Consider the following 20,612-nt stretch of genomic DNA (forward strand, 5'->3'; position numbering starts at 1 on the left):
TCAACAGGGCTGTTGTCGGCTCCGACATGCCTACGGCACATGCCGGCAGCCCGTCGCCGGGCGGCGGCTCGGCGGGAGTGTATTCCACGGGAACGCCCCCGGCGTCCCCCGGGGGCGGCCATCATGGGGGCATGGCGGGGCTGGAGGGTACGGAACGGCCGCGGGGAGCCGGCCGTGCGACCGCGGCGCGCTGGTCGCCGGGGGTCGAGGACGAACGCGCACTGAAGGCGCTGGAGTTGTTCGGCGACCCCACGGAGGGCGAGGTTCCGTTACGGTCCCGTCCCGAGTCCGCCGCCACCGCCCGCCGCCTGGCCCAGGTCGTGTCCCTGCGCCAGTGGAACCTGGGCCCCAAGGTCACGGAGGACGTCGTCCTGCTCGTCTCCGAACTGGTGGGCAACGCCGTCCGCCACACCGGCGCCCGTGTCTTCGGCCTGCGCATGCGCCACCGGCCCGGCTGGATCCGCGTCGAGGTCCGCGACCCCTCCCGCGGACTGCCCTGCCTGATGCCGGTGCAGGTGACGGACATCGGCGGGCGCGGCCTCTTCCTCGTGGACACGCTGTCCGACCGGTGGGGCGCCGACCTGCTGCCGCGGGGGAAGACGACCTGGTTCGAGATGCGGGTCCTGGACCGCTGAGGCCCCATCTGCCGTCGTGCGCAACCCCGTTCGCCGGACACGCCGCCTACGGGTGAAGGTCCGCACAACGGAGCCGGGGAGCCGGAATCGTACCCGCATGATCATGACTCGCCTGCGGCGACGGGCCGCCGCCGCCGTCCTCTCCCTGTCCGCCGTCCTCGCCACCTCGGCCGCCACCGCGCCCGGCGCCGCGGCTCCCGCTGCCGCCCCCGCCTGTCCCCAGGTCGACGACCGGATCCAGGCCGCCGCCGACCGCGAGGTCGACATCGCCCGCATCACGCCGGAACCGGTCTGGCGCACCACCTGCGGCACCCTCTACCGCAGCGACAGCCGGGGCCCGCGGGTCGTCTTCGAAGAGGGCTTCCACGCCAAGGACGTCAAGAACGGCCAGTACGACATCGAGCAGTACGTCCTGGTCAACCAGGACTCGCCGTACGTCTCGACGACGTACGACCACGACCTCTACAAGACCTGGTACAAGTCCGGCTACAACTACTACGTCGACGCCCCCGGCGGCGTCGACGTCAACAGGACCATCGGCGACACCCACAAGTGGGCCGACCAGGTGGAGGTCGCCTTCCCCGGCGGCATCCAGCGGCAGTACATCATCGGAGTCTGCCCGGTCGACCGGCAGACCAAGACCGAGATCATGAGCGAGTGCGAGAGCAACCCGCACTACCAGCCCTGGCACTGAGCACGTCCGGCTCGCGAGGCCCGGCCCGGAACGCTCCGACGCGACCGGGGGCGGCACCGGAACCATGGGGTGGTCGCCGCGCCGCGGGCGCGGACGGGCGGCTAGTCTGACCTGCGTCAGAGCGTCCGCCGGGGTGACCGGCGCACGAGCAGAGCACGGAATGAGGGGCGGATCGGTGGCGGACATCGAGGAAGCACGCAAGCAGTTCGACCGGATCGACACGGACGGGGACGGCTTCATCACCGCGGCCGAGTTCAAGACCGCCCTCGCCCAGGGCGGTGACTGGAACGTCACCGAGTCGGTGGCCGAGGCGATCATCGCCGGCCGCGACCTCGACGGCGACAAGCTGCTGTCGTTCGACGAGTTCCGGGCGCACCTGGACACGTAGCGAGCCCGAGGGGGCGCCCGTCCGGCAGGCGCCCCCTCCCGGTACCGGGGCCCGCACATCGCTCGGCGCGGTTCCCCGGCCCCTCGTGCTCAGTAACCGTCCAGAGGCGACGGGACGCGCCGGGAGGCCGCTCCCACCTGGAAGTCGGTGCCGTTCAGCAGGGTGTTGACGGCGCGCAGGGACTCCTTCTCCCCGCCCAGCCGGTTCATGAGCGCCTGCACCTGCCTGCCCCACGTCTCGTGCGCGCTCTTGAGCGCACCCGACGTCGCCCAGCCTCCGGCGTCCTTGGGGCCGAACTCCTTGACCGCGGCGGCGGTCGACTCGTCGGCGAGGTCTCCCGCCTTCCGGGTCTCGGGCTCGACGTGCTCCTCGATCGACGTCGCGGCCTTCTTCTTCTCCGCGGGCGTCGAGGCCAGATAGGGTCCGCGCGGTCCGCCGTTCCCCCCGCCCCCCGGCTCCGCGGGCAACTGGTTCAGCCGCATGTTCCCGTCGCTCACCGTGAGCCGCCTCCCTCGGCGCCTGCCGCCTGTGCCGTGCACGCCAGTGCCGAGCGCACCGCGTCGCCGAACGACTCGGCGAACTCCGCGGTGTCGGGCAGGCCGGTCACGGCCCGCTGGCCGTCGTCCGACTGCCTGAGGTCGAAGGCGAGGACCGTCTCCTTGCCGCCGCAACGGGCGCGCTCGAACCCGCGGCCCTCCAGGGTGGGGACGAGAGCGGCGTCGCCGACGACCGCGAGACGCGCGAAGGCGCCTTCCTCGTCGCCGTCGAACGAGAGGTCGCAGAACAGGGTGTGACCGGGCGCCAGGGAACCGGACGTCCGCTGCTCCACGGATTGCCCGTCAGGGCCCTGCGCGTTCGGCAGACGGAACCCGTCGATGCCGCAGACCTCGTCCAGGTCCGCCTGACGGACGGGTGAGGGCGCCGTGTGCCGGGTCTCGCCGCCCGTCGGACCGGACGCTCCGCAGTCCTCCGCGGTGCTCAGCGACCGTGCCGCGGAGGCCAGCAGGCCGCCCAGCCCGTCCGCGTCGCCGGGCGAGCCCTCGCCGGTGATCGCGGCGCGCACCACCGGCGTCCCCCCGGCGTCCCCGGAGGCGTTCCGGCAGGCGGACGGAAGCAGTGCCCAGCCGCCGTACTCGTCGTAGGCCCCCTGCGTACCCCCGGTCAGGAGGTGCCGGCTGCCGGAGACCTGCCAGTCGTCCTTCCGGAACGGGAAACCGGTCTCCTCGCCGACGCTGCGCAGGCTGAGCCGTTTCTCGCCCCCCAGCCAGCTCTGCAGGCGGATGGTGCAGGCGGTGCCGGAGTCCTCGGTGGCCGAGATCCTGCCCATCCCGCCGCCCAGCGCCTCGGCGGCCTCGTCCGGGGTCACCCAGCCGTGACAGACGCGTTCGGGGGCCAGGACGTTCGTGTGGAAGTACCCGAAGGTGCCGCCCGCCAGCAGGAGCGCCACGGCGGCAGCGGAAGCGACCAGGGCACCGCGCCGCGAGCGCCGTGGGGGAGAGCCGCCGGTGACCGCGGTGCCGGCGGATCGCGTGCTGTCCACTGTGCCTACTCCCACCCGAGATAGACGGCCGCGTCGCCGCGCGACGCCCCGTACGACTGCTTCGCCTCGTCCCGCATCGCCTGCCACGCGTCCCAGTCGGGATCCTCCTTGGCGTTGTTCTCGTCGTGGATGTCCACCCCGCGGTCCTCCGCCCACCGGTCGATCAGGTCGTACGTTCCGGTCGTCCCGGACGCGTAGTGGTCCGAGTTCTTCTCCTGGGCCTGCGACTCGGCCGCGTCCGCGACGTCCTTGGACCACTCGTAGGTCGCCGCGTCCACCAGCCGCTGCGCCGTGTCACCGATCACCGGCAGGCCGGTGATCGGCGCGCCGACGCCGTGGTAGGCGTACTTGGCCATGTCGTTGGCGGCGCTGACCCTGCCGTCCCGTTCGTCGAGGATGACGTCGGAGCCGATGGAGTTCATCGCGCCGGTCACGGCACCGAGGTCGCGGGCCGGGTTCTTCCAGGCGTCGTTGCCGGGGCCGCCGCTCTCCGGCGCGTGGGCCAGCCGGTCGAGTGCGTACTGGCGTTGGGTGTCCTGGAGGAGGGCGTAGGTCTGGTCGTCGGACGAGACGCCGCGCATCACGCGCAGGAGGCTGTCCTTGCCGACGGTGACGCCGGCCTCGTCGCCGTCGGTCCAGATCTCGTCCTTGCCGTGCGGGCTGCCGTACTTGGTGCCGTTCTCGGCGAGGATGGCGTGGTTGTCCGCCGCGTAGTCGGCCAGGGCGTGCCCCAGCGGCCTGCGGAGGTTGGCGTGCACGTCCTCGCCGCCGGAGCCGTCGTCCAGGAGGGTGATGGTGCTCTGCATGACCCGGGCCTGCGCGGGGGTGTGCGGGCCGGAGGGGCCGCCCCGCTCGTTCTCCCGGAGCGGCTCGTGACCGGTGGTGGCCGCCTCCAGGGCGGCGCCCAGCCCCATGCGGCTGGTCGGATCGTCCAGGGTCGTCACGGCATAGCCGGTGATGGTGTTCCTCGGCCATTCCCGGGCGCCGTCACCGTCGCCGAGGAGGTACGCGAGATGGTCGTTGCCGACGTGGTCGGCGCCGGATCCGTTGCCCTGCGGATCGAGGAAGGCGGTCGCGGCGTCCGGGTTCCGGCTCAACAGGCCGAGGACGCCGTCGACCGCGTCCGTCTCGATGCCCTGGTGGCCGGCTCCCCACTTCTCGTAGATGCCCGGGTGCTCCTTCTCGGCCCTGATCGTCTGCTCGCCGAGGTCGTAGAGGAACTGGTCGTCGAAGTCCTGATCGGCGTGCTGCATCAGGCTGACGTAGGACTGGTAGCCGTACAGCGGACTGGTGTTCGGTCCGAAGTTCTTCGTCCCCTCCTTCTTGAGGGACTCCGTCCACGCCCGGTAGAACGTCCCGTCCTTGCTCGACACCCATGCGTGGAACGCGGGGGAACCGGGCGGCATGTCCTTCACGCCGCCGGGCACCGCGGTCGCCGTGGCCATGGTGTTCGCGAGGTTGCGCTCGACCTCGGCGAGCTGGAGGCGCTCCGTGCCGTCCGCGTCCTGGAAGCGCTCGTTGAGTTCGTTGCCCAGCCTGATCGTCGCGTTCGGGCCGAGGTCGCGCAGCAGTTCCTGGCCGAAGGCCTGGTCGTCGTGGTTGTCACGCAGGGCCCGCTGCAGCTCGGCCATCTCCTCGGCCGAGACCTTCTCGCCGTCGGCGACCCGCTGGGCGATGTCCTCGACCGCGTCCGCCTCGTACACCTCGACGTCGCCCTTGGCCCCCGCGTTGAAACCACCCGGCATCCCGTGGAGGGGATCGCTGTCCTTGACCACCGCGTTCAGGGCCGTCCTGACGCCGTCGTCGGCGTCGGTCACCGCCTTGACGGCCGCGTCGATGCGCGCGGTCCAGGACCGTTCGGTCTCCGGCAGATCGGGGTCGTGGCGGAGGGCGAAGGCCTCCTGGTCGCTCACCTTCGAGAAGTCGAAGCGGCAGGTGCCCTGGTCGGAGACGCTCATGCCGGCCATGACGGCGTCGTCACGGGCCTGTTCGACCTTCTTCTTCAGGTCGGTGAAGGTGGAGTGGGCGTCCCGCAGGAGGGAGGCGACGGCTTTCGCCTCGGTCTGGGCCGCCTGGATCTCCTTGAGCGTGATCCCGAAGCGTTCGTTGGCGACGTCGGCGCTCAGCCCGTTCCATATCGGCCCACCGAGCGTGATGCCGTGGACGTCGTCCCGGTAGCGGGGCTCCACGTTGTCGTGGAGTGCCTTCGCCATGCCGTCCCACTTCTCCGCCGCGGTCGTCAGTGCGGACAGGTCGGTGGTCACGACCTCGTGGTAGCTCGGCATGCCTGCTCCCCCAGCAGTGATCTTTCGCGTTCCCGGGCGATGCTACCCGCGGCCCGGAACGTTTCGGCAGGCGGTGAGGGCGGCCGGCGGCCCGTGCCACCGGCTCAGGCGCCGTCCGCCCATTTCTTCAGCGCGGCCCGGCTCGCGAAGTCCGCCACGTTGGTGTCGACCGGGTCGTCGGTGTACTGGTGGAAGCGCCACGTGGCCTGGATGCGGGGCTTGCCGGCCGACACGTAGTCGGCGATCCACAGACCGTCGCCCGCGTACGAGGTCGTGTCGACGTTCAACCAGAAGTGCCGGTTGCAGTAGAGGACGACCCGGTGGTCCGGCCGCAGCTCCCGCACCGTCCGGATGAACCGGTCCTTCTCCGCGTTGCTCGCGTGGGTGCCCTCGCCCGTCGTCTCCCAGTCGACGGCGAGGACGTCACCGGCCCGGTCCGGTGCCCTGGAGACGAAGTACTCGGCCTGGGCGGTCAGGTTGCCCGGCCACAGGAAGTGGTAGAAGCCGACGACGAGCCCGGCGTCGCGGGCCCGTTTCGTCTGGGCCGCGAGCTTGGGGTTGACGTACGAACGGCCCTCCGTCGCCTTGACGAAGACGAAGGACAGGCCGTCCGTGCCGTAGGTGGAGGACTGGTACGCGCTCACGTCGATGCCGCGCAGCATGGGAACTCCCTCGAAACCTGTGGGGGCCGAAGTGCCCCGGGGACGGAGGTTGTCGTTATGCCCGGCACCGGTGGCCGTACGCCGGGCGTGCGGACGCACGGCGTACGGGGGTGGTGAACGCCGGTCGGATCAGGAGGCGGAGGAGGCGACCGCGGGCCGGGGGCCGTCGGCGGGGGCGGTCTCGTCCTCGTCCTCGTCCAGGGGGACGTCCCTCGTCTCCTTGCCGAGGAGCAGCGCGATCAGCGTCAGCACCGCCATCGAGGAGAGGTAGACGCCGACCAGCCACGGCGAGCCGTCCCCGGCCTCCCACAGCGCCACCGCGATGAACGGCGCGACGGCCGCCCCGAGGATCGAGCTGACGTTGTACGAGATGCCGGAACCGGTGTAGCGCACGCTGGTCGGGAACAGCTCGGGCAGCAGCGCGCCCATCGGGCCGAACGTCATGCCCATCAGCGTGAAGCCGAGCACCAGCCACAGCACCACGCCGAGCGTGCCCAGGCCGATCAGCGGCACCCAGACCAGGCCGAAGACCACGATCGCGGCCGTGACCCAGAGCAGGGTGGCGCGCCGCCCGTACCGGTCCGCGAGCGGACCGGAGACGAGGGTGAACGCGGCGAAGAACAGCACACCGAAGATCATCATCAGGACGAACGTGGTGTAGCCGTAGCCCAGTCCCGGTACGTCGGCGTCCTTCGCGGTGCGGCCGTAGCTCAGCGAGAACGTGGTCATCAGGTAGAAGAGCACGTAGGTCGCCAGCATGATGAAGGTGCCGAGGACCAGCTGCTTGCCGTGCCCCCGGACGACCGTGGCCAGCGGCAGCCTCCGCACCTGGCCGGCCTGCCGGGTCCTGGTGAACACCGCCGACTCCACCAGCCGCGAGCGCACCCACAGGCCGATCGCGACCATCACGGCGGAGAACAGGAACGGGATGCGCCAGCCCCAGCCGGTGAACGCCTCGGACGGCTGCGTGGGGTCGGCGCCGGCCGTGGAGGGCAGCAGCGCTCCGATGACCAGGAACAGGCCGTTGCCGATGATGAAGCCGAGCGGGGCGCCCAGCTGCGGGAAGGTCCCGTACAGGGCGCGTTTGCCGCGGGGGGCGTTCTCGGTCGCGACCAGGGCCGCACCGCTCCACTCGCCGCCGAGCGCGAAGCCCTGCGCGAGGCGCATCAGCACCAGCAGCGCGGTGGCGACCCAGCCGGCCTGTGCGTAGGTGGGCAGTACGCCGATCAGGAACGTGGCGATGCCCATGGTGAGGAGCGAGACCACCAGCGTCCTCTTGCGGCCGAGCCGGTCACCGAGGTGGCCGAAGAAGACGGCCCCGACCGGGCGGGCCACCATCGCGGCGCCGAAGACCGCGAAGGAGGACAGCAGCGCCGTGGTCGGGTCGCTGCTCGGGAAGAAGAGCTTGGGGAAGACGAGCACGGCGGCGGTCGCGTAGATGTAGAAGTCGTAGAACTCGATCGTCGTGCCCATCAGGCTGGCGACGAGGACGCGGGACCGCGGATTGGCGGGTGCCGGGGCGGGGCCGGTGGCTGGTGCGGGCATGTCTCGGTCTTTCACGTGCGAAAGGTGCTGGCACCGTCACGATCTCAGGCGTCTCACCTTTCAGCCGCCCCATGTCACGATGTGAGACACCCCGGCGCCTGCTCAGCACTCGATGATGTTCACCGCCAGCCCGCCCCGGGCCGTCTCCTTGTACTTGACCGACATGTCCGCGCCGGTGTCCTTCATGGTCTTGATGACCTTGTCGAGGGACACCTTGTGGGAACCGTCGCCGCGCATCGCCATCCGCGCCGCCGTGACCGCCTTGACCGCGGCCATGCCGTTGCGCTCGATGCACGGGATCTGCACGAGGCCGCCGACCGGGTCGCAGGTCAGGCCGAGGTTGTGCTCCATGCCGATCTCGGCGGCGTTCTCCACCTGCTCGGGGCTGCCGCCCAGCACCTCGGCGAGCGCGCCGGCCGCCATGGAGCAGGCGGAGCCGACCTCGCCCTGGCAGCCGACCTCGGCGCCGGAGATGGAGGCGTTCTCCTTGAAGAGCATGCCGATGGCGCCCGCGGCCAGCAGGAAGCGCACCACGCCGTCCTCGTCGGCGCCGGGCACGAAGTTCACGTAGTAGTGCAGGACCGCCGGGATGATCCCCGCCGCGCCGTTCGTCGGGGCGGTGACGACCCGGCCGCCGGCCGCGTTCTCCTCGTTCACGGCCATGGCGTAGAGCGTGATCCACTCCATCGACAGGGCCAGCGGGTCGCCCTCGGAACGCAGCTTGCGCGCGGTGTTGGCGGCGCGGCGGCGGACCTTCAGGCCGCCCGGCAGGATGCCCTCGCGGGACATGCCGCGGTCCACGCACGCCCGCATCACCTGCCAGATCTCCAGCAGGCCCGCGCGGATCTCGTCCTCGTCGCGCCAGGCCCGCTCGTTCTCCAGCATCAGGGCGGAGATGGACAGGCCCGTCTCCCGCGCCAGCCGGAGCAGCTCGTCGCCGGTGCGGAAGGGGTACTTGAGCACCGTGTCGTCGAGCACGATGCGGTCCGCGCCCACCGCGTCCTCGTCGACGACGAAACCGCCGCCGACCGAGTAGTACGTCTTGACCAGCACCTCGGCGCCCTGCGCGTCGTACGCCCACAGCGTCATGCCGTTGGCGTGGTAGGGGAGGGCCTTGCGGCGGTGCAGCACCATGTCGTCGTCGTAGGAGAAGGCGATCTCGTGCTCGCCGAGGAGGCTGAGGCGGCCCGAGGCCCTGATCGTCTCGACGCGGTCGTCGGCCGTCTCCACGTCGACCGTGCGCGGCGAGTCGCCCTCCAAACCGAGCAGCACCGCCTTGGGCGTGCCGTGGCCGTGGCCGGTGGCGCCGAGCGAGCCGTACAGCTCGGCGCGGACCGAGGCGACGGAGCCCAGCAGTTCCTCGCCCCGCAGGCGGCGGGCGAACATGCGGGCCGCGCGCATCGGGCCGACCGTGTGGGAGCTCGACGGGCCGATGCCGATCGAGAACAGGTCGAAGACCGAGATGGCCACGGGGGACTCCTCAGAACGGGGGTGGTGCAGAGGGTGGTGCTTCGGGGCGGGGCGCCGTGCCTGCTTGTGGCGGCACGGCACCCCTGGACACGCGGTGGTGCTACTGGTGCAGACCCGGGTACAGCGGGTGCTTGTCGGCCAGGGTCCTCACCCGGGCCTTGAGGGCCTCGACGTCGCAGGACGGCTTCAGCGCCTCGGCGATCACGTCCGCGACCTCGGCGAAGTCCCCGGCGGTGAAGCCGCGGGTCGCCAGGGCCGGCGTACCGATGCGCAGACCGGAGGTCACCATCGGCGGACGCGGGTCGTTCGGGACGGCGTTGCGGTTGACCGTGATGCCGACCTCGTGGAGACGGTCCTCGGCCTGCTGCCCGTCCAGCTCGGAGTCGCGCAGGTCGACCAGGACCAGGTGGACGTCCGTGCCGCCGGTCAGCACCGACACGCCCGCCGCCTTCGCGTCGTCCTGCACCAGGCGCTCGGCCAGGATGCGGGCGCCTTCCAGCGTACGACGCTGACGCTCCTTGAAGTCCTCGCTCGCGGCGACCTTGAAGGCGACGGCCTTGGCGGCGACCACGTGCTCCAGCGGGCCACCCTGCTGACCGGGGAAGACAGCGGAGTTGATCTTCTTGGCCAGCTCGGCCGTGGAGAGGATCACACCGCCGCGCGGGCCGCCCAGCGTCTTGTGGGTGGTCGTGGTGACCACGTGGGCGTGCGGGACCGGGTTCGGGTGCAGGCCCGCCGCGACCAGACCGGCGAAGTGCGCCATGTCGACCATCAGATACGCGCCGACCTCGTCCGCGACCTTGCGGAACGCGGCGAAGTCCAGCTGGCGCGGGTAGGCCGACCAGCCGGCCACGATCAGCTTCGGCCTGCTCTCCCTGGCGAGGCGCTCCACCTCGGCCATGTCGACCTGGCCGTCGTCGCCGACGTGGTACGGGACGACGTCGTAGAGCTTGCCGGAGAAGTTGATCTTCATGCCGTGGGTCAGGTGCCCGCCGTGGGCGAGGTCCAGACCCATGATCGTGTCGCCGGGCTTGAGCAGTGCGAACATCGCGGCGGCGTTGGCCTGTGCGCCCGAGTGCGGCTGCACGTTGGCGTGCTCGGCGCCGAAGAGCGCCTTGACCCGGTCGACGGCGATCTGCTCGACCACGTCGACGTGCTCGCAGCCGCCGTAGTAGCGGCGGCCGGGGTAGCCCTCGGCGTACTTGTTGGTGAGGACCGAGCCCTGGGCCTCCATGACCGCGACCGGAGCGAAGTTCTCCGAGGCGATCATCTCGAGGGTGGACTGCTGGCGGTCCAGCTCGGCGTCGACGGCGGCGGCGACGTCGGGGTCGAGCTCGTGCAGGGGGGTGTTCAGAAGCGACATGCGGTCCGTGACTCCTCAGCCGGCGGTGAAGGCGGTGTACTCGTCGGCGGAGAGCAGGTCGGCCGGCTCGTCCGTGACGCGCACCTTGAACAGCCAGCCGCCCTCGAAGGGCGCGGAGTTCACCAGCGACGGGTCGTTGACGACGTCCTCGTTGACCTCGGTGACCTCACCGGAGACGGGGGAGTACAGGTCGGAGACCGACTTGGTCGACTCCAGTTCGCCGCAGGTCTCGCCCGCGGAGACCGAGTCGCCGACCTCGGGGAGCTGGACGAAGACCACGTCACCGAGCGCGTTGGCCGCGTGCTCCGTGATGCCGACCGTCGAGGCGCCGTCCTCGGCGTCCGACAGCCACTCGTGCTCCTTGCTGTAGCGCAGCTGCTGGGGGTTGCTCATGGCCTGGATTCTCCTGTACGCGGGAAACTGCTGATGAACGGGGGACCACCGGCACCGCCGGTGAGCAGCGGGGACGTGAGCGCGGTCACGGAAGGCCGCGACCGCGGTCCCTCCACTGTCTACTTCTGGCGCTTGTAGAACGGCAGCGCCACGACCTCGTACGGCTCGTGGCTGCCCCGGATGTCCACGCCGACACCCTCGGTGCCCGGCGCCGCGTACGCCGGGTCGACGTACGCCATGGCGATCGGCCTGCCCAGCGTCGGGGACGGCGCCCCGGAGGTGACCTCGCCGACCACCTCGCCGCCGGCGACGACCTGGTACCCGGCGCGCGGGACCCGGCGGCCCTCGGCGACCAGGCCGACCAGGACGCGGGGCGGGTTCCGCTCCGCCCGGGAAGCGGCCTCGGTCAGCGCCGCGCGCCCCACGAAGTCGCCCTCCTTCTCGAACTTCACCACCCGGCCGAGACCGGCGTCGAAGGGCGTCAGCGCGGTCGTCAGCTCGTGCCCGTACAGCGGCATGCCCGCCTCCAGGCGGAGCGTGTCCCGGCAGGACAGGCCGCACGGGACCAGCCCGGCGCCCTCGCCCGCCGCGGTCAGCGCCTGCCACAGCCCGACGGCGTGCTCGGGCTTGACGAACAGCTCGAAGCCGTCCTCGCCGGTGTAACCGGTGCGCGCGACGAGCGCCGGTACGCCGGCCACGGTGCCGGGCAGACCGGCGTAGTACTTCAGGCCGTCCAGGTCGGCGTCGGTGAGGCTCTTCACGATGGCCGGGGACGCGGGGCCCTGCACGGCGAGCAGCGCGTACGCGTCGCGGTCGTCGCGCACCTCGGCGTCGAACCCGGGGGCCCGCCCGGTCAGCGCGTCCAGCACCACCTGGGCGTTGGAGGCGTTGGCGACGACCATGTACGTGTCGTCGGCCAGCCGGTAGACGATCAGGTCGTCCAGGATGCCGCCGTCCTCGCGGCAGATCATGGTGTAGCGGGCGCGGCCCGGCTTCACGCTGCCGATGTTGCCGACCAGCGCGAAGTCCAGCAGGGCGGCGGCGCCCGGTCCGGTGACCGTGATCTCGCCCATGTGCGAGAGGTCGAAGAGCCCGGCCCGGGTGCGCACCGCGACGTGCTCGTCGCGCTCGGAGCCGTAGCGCAGGGGCATGTCCCAGCCGGCGAAGTCGGTCATCGTCGCGCCCAGCGCGCGATGCGTGGCATCGAGCGCGGTACGGCGGAGTTCGGTACTGCTCATCGGTCGGTCGTCTCCCAGGACAGGACGGGGCGAGGTCGATCCTCCCCATCTGTCATCGAAACCTGAGAGGTTCGCCACGACCACCGGAGTGCGGCGGCCGGGACTTGCACCTTGGGTGGGGCAGCCGTCGGACGGCGGCCCGCTTTTCAGATGTGCCTCGCCCGCGCGGTAACGGTGCCTGAGAGATTCAAGGGAGGGACTTGCTCCTTCGGCGCCCCGGCGACGGCCGGGGACTCTCCCGCGCGGATTCAAACGGCCGGTATGCAGTTGGCGCCGCCATCATTGCACGCCGGGCCGATCCGTGGCAGACCGTGATCTGTAACCGGCTTGTGGCAGTAAGCGAACGAAAACACGAGACCTGCGCATTACCTTCTCTTTACACTCGACGGGGATGGGAACTCGTGAACCGCCCCAGGGGAGGACGATCACGGTGAACAGGACCACGGCGTGCGCCACGACCACGGGTCTCGCACTGCCCGAACAGCCGGTCGCCCCGGCCCCGAAGGCGCGCGCCGAGACGCGCGCCGAGACGCCCGCACCCGTCGTCCGCGACCTGCGGGACCGGGACGGCCGCAGCCCGCACGCCCTGCTCTTCGGGCCCCGGGACCTGGTCGTGATCACCGGCCTGCCCGGCAGCGGCAAGTCCACGCTGATCAAGCGCACCGTGCGCGGCCTGCGCATCGACTCCCAGGACAGCCGCGACCGCTGGGAGCGCCGCATGCCGCGCTTCCTGCCGTACGCGCTCTACCGCCCCCTCGTCCGCCTCGCCCACTACGCCGGACTGCGGCGCGCCCTGCGCTCCGGCGAGGGCGTGGTCGTGCACGACTGCGGCACCCAGGCCTGGGTGCGCGGCTGGCTGGCCCGCGAGGCCCGGCGCCGGCAGGGCGCCCTGCACCTGCTGCTGCTCGACGTGGACGCCGGCGAGGCACTGGCCGGCCAGCGCGAGCGCGGCCGGGGCGTGTCGCGGTACGCGTTCCTGCGGCACCGCACGGCCAACACCCGCCTGCTGGGCGCGGTCACCGAGGGCGTCCTGCCGGCCGGCTGCGCCTCGGCGATCCTGCTGGACCGGGCGGCGGCGGGCGCGCTGCGCCGGATCGCCTTCACCGGGTGACGCACCGGATCGGCTTCACCGGGTGACGTACCGCAGGGCCGTCACCGGGTGACGCACCGTAGGGCCACAGGGCCGAACGGGTTAGCCTTTTCAGCCACAGCAGCGGTACCAGGCAGGCGGTAGGCAGATGGACATCCCAGGGAACCTCCCGGCGGACTTCTCCGCCGGCTTCCCGGCGCAGACGCACCCCCACCCGCACGGCGGGTGGCCCGGCAACGAGCTGGAGGAGGTGCTGTCCGCATCCCTCGGGGTCCCGGGTGCCGGAGGCCGGATCGTGGAGGTGCTCGGCCGCAGCTTCCTGTGGATACCCCTGCCGAACGGCGGCGGCCCGAACAGCGGCCCCCTCGACCTGCCCTCGCTGGAGATCGACGGCCAGGCCTACGTGCCGGTGTTCAGCTCCGAGGAGCAGCTCCGCCAGGCCGCCGGCGCGCAGATGGCGTACACCGTCGCCCCCGCCGCCCAGTTCGCCCGCGGCCTGCCCCCGCAGGTCGGCATCGCCGTGAACCCGGACGGCGTGGTCGGCATCCCCCTGCCGCCGCCGGCCGTGGCCGAGCTGTGCCGGGCCGGCCGCACCCCGCTGGACGGGCCCGCGTCCGGCGGCCGGGTCCGCCTCTTCGAGCCGGACTGGCGGGACGACCCGGTGGACTTCCTGGCCGCGGCCTCCGCCGAGTTCGCCGCCGTCGGCGTCGTGCGCACCGCCCGCCGCTGCCTGGCCGCCGTCGAGACCGCCGATCCGGTCATGTTCGTCGGCGTCGAACTCGCCCACTGGGAGGGCGACGCCCGTGCCCTTCCCCTGGACGCCCTGGGCCGCGCCCTGGCCAAGGCCCCCCTGGGCATCCAGGTCAACCTGGTCCTTCTGGAGGCCGCCCAGGACCCGGTCTGCGACTGGATGCGGGCGAACGTCCACCCCTTCTACGACCGGAACCTGTGAACACCGGTCACGCAGACGCCCTCGCGGGGCGCCGGGGACGGCGCGACCGGCCACGACGCGCCCGCGGACGCGGCACGACCGCACCCCCCGGCTCATAGGCGCCCCCTGTCCGCGGAGCCTTAAGCTGGTTCCACATCCGGGGAACTTCTCGAAGGGGCGATACGCGTGAGCGCCAGCGGCACCACGACCGGGCAGGTCGAGCACATGCTGCGCCAGGTGACGCCCGGGCGCTACGACGCCTACGAGGCCCTGCTGCGCGCGCTCGCCACCCCCACCTCCGGCCAGGTCTGGATGCTGCTCTGGCACGGCCAGGCCGGCGCCCCGGACGCCCAGTACGGGAACATGGAGGTCGACGGCTTCGGCTACGCGCCCTGCGTCACCTCCGCCCAGGAGCTGTCGGCCAGCGGCTGGAGCCGGTCCTACGAAGTCGCCGACGGACTCGAAGTGGCCCGCGCCCTCTACCCGGACCACTACGGCCTCTGGCTGAACCCGCACGCCCCCGGCGGCGGCGTCGGCATCCCCTGGCTCGACCTGCGCCGCATCGCCCGCGGCCTGGACCGCCAGCCCGCGGGCCCCCTGCGCCTGTCCGAACCGGCCATCGAGATCCCGCAGTTCTACGCCCTGCTCGCGCAGAACGCCCATCGCACCCCGGCGGTCCGCGCCCTGCGCCGCGCCTGGGTGCAGCCGGCGCTCGGGGCGCCGTACCTCGCCATCGGTCTCGACGTGTACGACACCTCCCCGCCGGCCGTCGACGCGGTGCGCGCCATGATGCAGCAGTCCGTCGGCGCGGTGCCGGAGGGACTGCCGGTGTCGACCGTGGCGATGACCGACGCCCACGACCCGGTCGCCATGTGGCTGGGCGCCAACGCCCGCCCCTTCTACGACCGCGAGGCCCACGCCGCCGCTCCCGCCCAGGCTCCGGCGGGCGGATACGGATACCCTCCGGCCGGGGGCGGGTACTGACCGTCGCGGTGCCCGGACCGACCGTGGCGGACGGGGATCTTCGCGCGTAGACAAGGGCGTATGACACCGGTATGCCCCCGATGTCCCAACTCGTCCGCGTCCGGCCCCCGTTACCCAGTGTCCGGATAACGGAACACCTCAAACAGCATCACGGTTGCGCATCCATTCCCCGTCAAGTCTGGCTACAGATCGCCAAAGCGTTGAAGACTCCCGCAACAGGGGGTGATTGTTCGCCCCTGTGTACGACGGACTGATCACGCCGCTACAGCGGCAAGTGCGGGCCGGCTACCGCCGGTTGAGAGGGGTCCCTGCCAGATGACGGCACCATTGCACGAGCCGACCGCGGAAGCGGCCCCGAGTGCGGCCGAGGAAGCGGCGGTTGCCGGCGCCGAAACCAAGTCGGTACAGGGGCGTTCCCTGGGCCGGATCGCCTGGGAGCGCCTGAAACGGGACAAGCTGGCCCTCGGGGGCGGCGTGGTGGTGCTCGTCCTCATCCTGATCGCGGTGCTCGCTCCCGTGATCACCTCCCTCTACGGGCAGGACCCCAACGCCTTCAACGAGGAGAAGATCGACCCGCTGTTCGGCACCCCCGTGGGGTCCCTGGGCGGCATCAGCGGCGAGCACTGGCTGGGCGTCGAGCCGGTCAACGGCCGCGACATCTTCGCCCGCATCGTGCACGGTGCCCAGATCTCGCTGCTCGTGGGCTTCCTGTCCGCGCTCGTCGCCGTGGTCCTCGGCACCGTCCTGGGCATCCTGGCCGGTTTCTTCGGCGGCTGGGTCGACGCCCTCATCAGCCGGGTCATGGACGGCCTGCTCGCCTTCCCGCAGCTGCTGTTCATCATCGCGCTGGTCTCCGTCATGCCCGACAACATGCTGGGACTGAGCGGCACGGGTGTCCGTCTGCTCATGATGATCCTGGTCATCGGCTTCTTCGGCTGGCCCTACATCGGCCGCGTGGTCCGCGGTCAGACGCTCTCGATGCGCGAGCGGGAGTACGTCGAGGCGGCCCGGTCCCTGGGCGCGGGACGGTTCTACATCCTGTTCAAGGAACTGCTGCCCAACCTGGTGGCGCCGATCATCGTCTACACCACGATGATGATCCCCACCAACATCCTCACCGAGGCGGCGCTCAGCTTCCTGGGCGTGGGCGTCAAGCCGCCCACCTCGTCGTGGGGACAGATGCTCTCGAGCGCGATCGACTACTACAAGTCGGACCCCACCTACATGGTGGTCCCCGGCGTGGCGATCTTCATCACCGTTCTTGCCTTCAACCTCTTCGGCGACGGCGTACGCGATGCGCTGGACCCGAAGGGCTCCCGCTGACCTGCCGTACCGGCAAGTGACCCGTGGTACCTGCACGGGGTCTCTCATCTAATCCGGAGGATCCGAGATCGTGACTACCCAACGCACCTCAGGGCGGCGCAAGCAGGCTTTGGCCGCTGCCGCAGTGGTCGCCGCGCTGCTGACCACGGCGGCGTGCGGCGGCGGCGGTGAGGACGACAGCAGCGGCGGCGGTTCGAAGAACGGCGCGCCCCAGTTCGACGCGGCCAACAACAAGGTCCTTCAGGCCTCCGAGGCCAAGAAGGGCGGGACGCTGAAGTTCGCCAGCGCGCAGGACGCCGACTCGTGGGACACCACGCGCGGCTACTACGGCTTCATGTGGAACTTCTCCCGCTACTACAGCCGCCAGCTCGTCACGAACAAGACCGAGCCGGGCAAGACGGGCGCCGAGGTCACCCCCGACCTCGCCACCGCGACCGCCGAGGTCTCCGACGACGGCAAGACCTACACGTACACCCTGCGTGACGGCGTCACCTGGGAGGACGGCAAGCCGATCACCTCCAAGGACGTCAAGTACGGCATCGAGCGCGTCTGGGCGCAGGACGTGCTGTCCGGCGGTCCGACGTACCTCAAGGAGGTGCTCGACCCCAAGGGCGAGTACCAGGGCCCGTACAAGGACAAGTCCAAGGACAAGCTCGGCCTGAAGGCGATCGAGACCCCGGACGACAAGACCATCGTCTTCAAGCTCCCCGCGGCCAACTCGGACTTCGAGGAGATGCTCGCGCTGACCTCGGCGTCCCCGGTCCGCCAGGACAAGGACACCAAGTCCAAGTACGGTCTGCACCCGTTCTCCTCGGGCCCGTACAAGTTCGAGTCCTACAGCCCGGGCAAGGACCTCACGCTGGTCCGCAACACCGAGTGGAAGCAGGAGTCGGACCCGGTCCGCAAGGCGTACCCGGACAAGATCACGATCAACTTCTTCTCCAACGCCAACGACCTGGACGCCCGCCTGATCGCCGGCGACTACGACCTGGACCTGGCCCAGACCGGTCTGTCCCCGCAGGGCCGCACCACCGCCCTGCAGGAGCACAAGGGCAACCTGGACAACCCGGTCTCGGGTTACATCCGGTACGCGTCCTTCCCGCAGAACGTGAAGCCCTTCGACAACATCCACTGCCGCAAGGCCGTGCTCTACGGGGCCGACCACGTCTCCCTGCAGACCGCGCGCGGTGGCCCGGTCGCCGGTGGCGACATCGGCACCAACATGCTGCCGCCGGCCGTCCCGGGCTCCGAGGGCCAGAAGTACGACCCGTACGGCATGGCGGGTGAGAACAAGAACGGCAACGTCGCCAAGGCCAAGGAAGAGCTGGAGGCCTGCGGCAAGCCGAACGGCTTCAAGACCACCATCGCGGTCCGCAACAACAAGCCGGTCGAGGTGGCCACCGCCGAGTCCATGCAGGCGTCGCTGAAGAAGGTCGGCATCGACGTCGAGATCTACCAGTACGACGGTGCCCAGTACGCCAGCGTCATCGGCAGCCCGACGAACGTGCAGAAGAAGGGCTACGGCATCATCATCATGGGCTGGGGCCCGGACTTCCCGTCCGTGCAGGGCTACGGTCTGCCGCTGTGGCACAGCGACTACATCCTGGACAGCGCGAACAACAACTTCGCGCTGATCAACGACAAGACGATCGACGGTCTGTTCGCGGACTACCTGACCCAGCAGGACGACGCCGGCAAGACCAAGATCGCCACGGAGATCAACCACAAGGTCATGGAGGGCGCGTACTACCTGCCCTTCGTCTTCGAGAAGTTCATCAACTGGCGCTCCAGCCGACTGGCGAACGTGTACACGACCGACGCGTACAGCGGTATGTACGACTTCGTCAACCTCGGCCTGAAGAAGTAACCGGTACACCCGCCGTACGGCACGAAAGGCAGGTGAAGGCCGGCGCGGCGTGACCGTGGGCCGCCGGATGATCTCCGGCGGCCCGTGGTCCGCAGCGGGCCGCAACCCGTGCTCGCTTATCTCATCAGGCGGCTGTTCGCCGCCGCAGTGATGCTGGTGGTCATCATTCTGGTGGTCTTCGGCATCTTCTTCCTCGTCCCCAAGTGGGCGGGCGTCGACGTCGCCCTGAGCTTCGTGGGCAAGCAGGCGGACCCCGCCGCCGTCGAGGGAGTGCGACAGAAGCTGGGTCTGTCCGACCCGGTCTTCGTCCAGGCCTGGGAGTTCTTCAAGGGCATCTTCGCGGGCCGCACCTACGCGGCCGGCGGTGACGTCACCAACTGCTCCGCGCCGTGCTTCGGGTACTCCTTCCGCACCGAGCAGTCCGTCTGGCCGGTCCTGACCGAGCGTTTCCCAGTGACCCTGGCTCTCGCGCTCGGTGCGGCCGTCCTGTGGCTGATCTTCGGTCTCGCCGCCGGCGTGCTCTCCGCGCTCAAGCGGGGCACCCTGTGGGACCGCGGCGCGATGGTCGTCGCGCTGGCGGGCGTCTCCCTCCCCATCTACTTCACCGGTCTGGTCAGCCTGGCGGTCTTCTCCTACGGACTGGGCTGGATCGACGGTCAGTTCGTACCCCTGGAGGAGAGCGTCACCGGCTGGCTCGGCGGCATGATCCTCCCGTGGGTCACCCTGGCCTTCCTGTACGCCGCGATGTACGCCCGGATCACCCGGGCCACCATGATGGAGATCCTCGGCGAGGACTACATCCGCACCGCGCGCGCCAAGGGCCTCACGGAGCAGGTCGTCATCCGCAAGCACGCCATGCGGTCGACCCTGACCCCCCTGCTCACCATGCTCGGCATGGACCTCGGCGCCCTCATGGGCGGCGCGATCCTGACCGAGACGACGTTCAGCCTCCCCGGCCTCGGCCAGAAGGTGCTGGACGCGATCCAGACCCAGGACCTGCCCTTCATCCTGGGCGTCGTCCTGATCACTTCCCTCGCGGTGCTGATCGCCAACCTCGTGGTGGACATCCTGTACGCCGTGATCGACCCCCGAGTGAGGCTCGCATGACCGACCCCAGCAAGAGCGGAGCAGCCGTGGGCGAGCCCACCGGCGCCTCGCCCGCGCCGAAGGCCTTCCTGGAAGTACGCGACCTGAAGGTGCACTTCCCGACCGACGACGGCCTGGTCAAGTCCGTCGACGGCCTCACCTTCCAGCTGGAGAAGGGCAAGACCCTCGGCATCGTCGGCGAGTCCGGCTCCGGCAAGTCGGTGACCTCGCTCGGCATCATGGGCCTGCACACCGCCGGCCAGTACGGCAAGCGCAAGGCGCGGATCACGGGCGAGATCTGGCTGGACGGCACCGAACTGCTCTCCGCCGACCCGGACCACGTGCGCAAGCTGCGCGGCCGGCAGATGGCGATGATCTTCCAGGACCCGCTGTCCGCGCTGCACCCGTACTACACGATCGGGCAGCAGATCGTGGAGGCGTACCGCATCCACCACGACGTGGACAAGAAGACCGCCAAGCGCCGTGCCGTGGAGATGCTCGACCGCGTCGGCATCCCCCAGCCGGACAAGCGCGTCGACAGCTACCCGCACGAGTTCTCCGGCGGTATGCGCCAGCGCGCGATGATCGCGATGTCGCTGGTCAACAACCCCGAACTGCTCATCGCGGACGAGCCGACCACCGCCCTGGACGTGACCGTCCAGGCGCAGATCCTCGACCTGATCCGCGACCTGCAGAAGGAGTTCGGCTCCGCGGTCATCGTCATCACCCACGACCTGGGCGTCGTCGCCGAGCTGGCCGACGACCTCCTGGTGATGTACGGCGGCCGCTGCGTCGAGCGCGGTCCGGCGGAGAAGGTGTTCTACGAGCCCCGGCACCCCTACACCTGGGGCCTGCTCGGCTCGATGCCGCGGCTCGACCGCGACCAGCAGGAGCGCCTCATCCCGGTCAAGGGGTCCCCGCCCTCCCTCATCAACCTCCCGTCCGGCTGCGCCTTCAACCCGCGCTGCCCGTACGCCGACGTGCCCAAGGACGACGTCACCCGCACGGTCCGCCCCGAGCTGACCGAGGTCGGCAGCAAGCACTGGGCCGCCTGCCACATGTCGCAGGAGCAGCGGGAGCGTATCTGGACCGAAGAGATTGCGCCGAAGCTGTGAGCG

The 20,612-nt window shown here is 70.7% G+C and carries 19 protein-coding genes and 2 riboswitches; of the genes, 10 read left to right on the forward strand and 9 right to left on the reverse strand.

Annotated elements, in window-relative coordinates; all coding sequences use genetic code 11:
* Positions 1 to 131 precede the first annotated feature (131 nt).
* The 3 genes from ACVV2G_RS30075 to ACVV2G_RS30085 all read left to right on the forward strand — a co-directional run bounded on the left by ACVV2G_RS30075 (position 132) and on the right by ACVV2G_RS30085 (position 1,717).
* Positions 132 to 635 (forward strand): ATP-binding protein, encoded by a 504-nt coding sequence (locus ACVV2G_RS30075; RefSeq protein WP_453845945.1) that lies wholly within the window; start codon positions 132 to 134, stop codon positions 633 to 635.
* A gap of 97 nt (positions 636 to 732) precedes the next feature.
* Positions 733 to 1,329, forward strand: coding sequence for an ADP-ribosyltransferase (locus ACVV2G_RS30080; protein WP_453845946.1), 597 nt, complete (start codon positions 733 to 735; stop codon positions 1,327 to 1,329).
* A gap of 175 nt (positions 1,330 to 1,504) precedes the next feature.
* A complete protein-coding gene (locus ACVV2G_RS30085; protein WP_453845947.1) occupies positions 1,505 to 1,717 on the forward strand; it encodes an EF-hand domain-containing protein in 213 nt (70 codons plus the stop codon).
* 89 nt (positions 1,718 to 1,806) lie between these two features.
* On the opposite strand, the gene ACVV2G_RS30090 is transcribed toward ACVV2G_RS30085, so the two are convergent.
* The 9 genes from ACVV2G_RS30090 to gcvT all read right to left on the reverse strand — a co-directional run bounded on the left by ACVV2G_RS30090 (position 1,807) and on the right by gcvT (position 12,213).
* Entirely contained in the window at positions 1,807 to 2,214 is a 408-nt protein-coding gene (locus tag ACVV2G_RS30090) for a hypothetical protein (RefSeq protein WP_453845948.1), read from the reverse strand.
* A complete protein-coding gene (locus ACVV2G_RS30095) occupies positions 2,211 to 3,257 on the reverse strand; it encodes a hypothetical protein (RefSeq protein WP_453845949.1) in 1,047 nt (348 codons plus the stop codon). Before ACVV2G_RS30095 ends, ACVV2G_RS30090 begins: the two co-directional genes overlap by 4 nt.
* Positions 3,258 to 3,262: 5 nt before the next feature.
* Positions 3,263 to 5,542: a hypothetical protein gene (locus tag ACVV2G_RS30100; RefSeq protein ID WP_453845950.1), complete on the reverse strand. Its 2,280-nt coding sequence runs from the start codon at positions 5,540 to 5,542 to the stop codon at positions 3,263 to 3,265.
* Between the two features lie 104 nt (positions 5,543 to 5,646).
* Complete coding sequence (locus tag ACVV2G_RS30105) at positions 5,647 to 6,204, reverse strand: glycoside hydrolase family 25 protein (protein ID WP_453845951.1); 558 nt, start codon at positions 6,202 to 6,204, stop codon at positions 5,647 to 5,649.
* A gap of 129 nt (positions 6,205 to 6,333) precedes the next feature.
* Positions 6,334 to 7,749 (reverse strand): MFS transporter, encoded by a 1,416-nt coding sequence (locus tag ACVV2G_RS30110; RefSeq protein ID WP_453845952.1) that lies wholly within the window; start codon positions 7,747 to 7,749, stop codon positions 6,334 to 6,336.
* 102 nt (positions 7,750 to 7,851) lie between these two features.
* Positions 7,852 to 9,219 (reverse strand): L-serine ammonia-lyase, encoded by a 1,368-nt coding sequence (locus tag ACVV2G_RS30115; RefSeq protein ID WP_453845953.1) that lies wholly within the window; start codon positions 9,217 to 9,219, stop codon positions 7,852 to 7,854.
* Positions 9,220 to 9,319: 100 nt separating this feature from the next.
* Positions 9,320 to 10,582 carry a serine hydroxymethyltransferase gene (gene glyA, locus ACVV2G_RS30120; RefSeq protein ID WP_453845954.1) on the reverse strand — a complete coding sequence of 421 codons (1,263 nt, stop codon included), beginning with the start codon at positions 10,580 to 10,582 and terminating at the stop codon, positions 9,320 to 9,322.
* A gap of 15 nt (positions 10,583 to 10,597) precedes the next feature.
* Complete coding sequence (gene gcvH / locus ACVV2G_RS30125; RefSeq protein ID WP_453845955.1) at positions 10,598 to 10,975, reverse strand: glycine cleavage system protein GcvH; 378 nt, start codon at positions 10,973 to 10,975, stop codon at positions 10,598 to 10,600.
* A 119-nt stretch (positions 10,976 to 11,094) separates the two neighbouring features.
* A complete protein-coding gene (gene gcvT, locus ACVV2G_RS30130) occupies positions 11,095 to 12,213 on the reverse strand; it encodes a glycine cleavage system aminomethyltransferase GcvT (RefSeq protein ID WP_453845956.1) in 1,119 nt (372 codons plus the stop codon).
* Between the two features lie 39 nt (positions 12,214 to 12,252).
* Positions 12,253 to 12,369, reverse strand: a riboswitch (glycine riboswitch).
* A riboswitch (glycine riboswitch) is annotated at positions 12,370 to 12,464 on the reverse strand.
* Positions 12,465 to 12,643: 179 nt separating this feature from the next.
* Here gcvT and ACVV2G_RS30135 point away from each other — a divergent pair.
* The 7 genes from ACVV2G_RS30135 (at position 12,644) to ACVV2G_RS30165 (ending at position 20,609) form a co-directional block, all read left to right on the forward strand.
* On the forward strand, positions 12,644 to 13,324 hold the full coding sequence (locus ACVV2G_RS30135) for an AAA family ATPase (RefSeq protein ID WP_453845996.1): 681 nt from the start codon (positions 12,644 to 12,646) through the stop codon (positions 13,322 to 13,324).
* A 127-nt stretch (positions 13,325 to 13,451) separates the two neighbouring features.
* Positions 13,452 to 14,255 carry an enhanced serine sensitivity protein SseB gene (locus tag ACVV2G_RS30140; protein ID WP_453845957.1) on the forward strand — a complete coding sequence of 268 codons (804 nt, stop codon included), beginning with the start codon at positions 13,452 to 13,454 and terminating at the stop codon, positions 14,253 to 14,255.
* Between the two features lie 165 nt (positions 14,256 to 14,420).
* Complete coding sequence (locus ACVV2G_RS30145; protein ID WP_453845958.1) at positions 14,421 to 15,218, forward strand: enhanced serine sensitivity protein SseB C-terminal domain-containing protein; 798 nt, start codon at positions 14,421 to 14,423, stop codon at positions 15,216 to 15,218.
* 315 nt (positions 15,219 to 15,533) lie between these two features.
* The gene (locus ACVV2G_RS30150) at positions 15,534 to 16,541 is read left to right on the forward strand and encodes an ABC transporter permease (protein ID WP_453845959.1); all 1,008 of its coding nucleotides are present in this window, start codon (positions 15,534 to 15,536) and stop codon (positions 16,539 to 16,541) included.
* A gap of 70 nt (positions 16,542 to 16,611) precedes the next feature.
* The gene (locus tag ACVV2G_RS30155) at positions 16,612 to 18,408 is read left to right on the forward strand and encodes an ABC transporter substrate-binding protein (protein WP_453845960.1); all 1,797 of its coding nucleotides are present in this window, start codon (positions 16,612 to 16,614) and stop codon (positions 18,406 to 18,408) included.
* Positions 18,409 to 18,516: 108 nt separating this feature from the next.
* On the forward strand, positions 18,517 to 19,515 hold the full coding sequence (locus tag ACVV2G_RS30160) for an ABC transporter permease (protein WP_453845961.1): 999 nt from the start codon (positions 18,517 to 18,519) through the stop codon (positions 19,513 to 19,515).
* The gene (locus tag ACVV2G_RS30165; protein ID WP_453845962.1) at positions 19,512 to 20,609 is read left to right on the forward strand and encodes an ABC transporter ATP-binding protein; all 1,098 of its coding nucleotides are present in this window, start codon (positions 19,512 to 19,514) and stop codon (positions 20,607 to 20,609) included. The genes ACVV2G_RS30160 and ACVV2G_RS30165 overlap by 4 nt, the downstream gene beginning before the upstream one ends.
* Positions 20,610 to 20,612: the final 3 nt, after the last annotated feature.

Source organism: Streptomyces sp. JK94 (genome assembly GCF_053613315.1).

Coding starts and splice junctions, on each gene's coding strand:
- ACVV2G_RS30165 (WP_453845962.1), top strand. CDS start 19,512: ATGACCGACCCCAGCAAGAGCGGAGCAGCCGTGGGCGAGCCCACCGGC.
- ACVV2G_RS30100 (WP_453845950.1), bottom strand. CDS start 5,542: ATGCCGAGCTACCACGAGGTCGTGACCACCGACCTGTCCGCACTGACG.
- ACVV2G_RS30140 (WP_453845957.1), top strand. CDS start 13,452: ATGGACATCCCAGGGAACCTCCCGGCGGACTTCTCCGCCGGCTTCCCG.
- ACVV2G_RS30110 (WP_453845952.1), bottom strand. CDS start 7,749: ATGCCCGCACCAGCCACCGGCCCCGCCCCGGCACCCGCCAATCCGCGG.
- glyA (WP_453845954.1), bottom strand. CDS start 10,582: ATGTCGCTTCTGAACACCCCCCTGCACGAGCTCGACCCCGACGTCGCC.
- ACVV2G_RS30075 (WP_453845945.1), top strand. CDS start 132: ATGGCGGGGCTGGAGGGTACGGAACGGCCGCGGGGAGCCGGCCGTGCG.
- ACVV2G_RS30150 (WP_453845959.1), top strand. CDS start 15,534: ATGACGGCACCATTGCACGAGCCGACCGCGGAAGCGGCCCCGAGTGCG.
- ACVV2G_RS30105 (WP_453845951.1), bottom strand. CDS start 6,204: ATGCTGCGCGGCATCGACGTGAGCGCGTACCAGTCCTCCACCTACGGC.
- ACVV2G_RS30080 (WP_453845946.1), top strand. CDS start 733: ATGATCATGACTCGCCTGCGGCGACGGGCCGCCGCCGCCGTCCTCTCC.
- gcvT (WP_453845956.1), bottom strand. CDS start 12,213: ATGAGCAGTACCGAACTCCGCCGTACCGCGCTCGATGCCACGCATCGC.
- gcvH (WP_453845955.1), bottom strand. CDS start 10,975: ATGAGCAACCCCCAGCAGCTGCGCTACAGCAAGGAGCACGAGTGGCTG.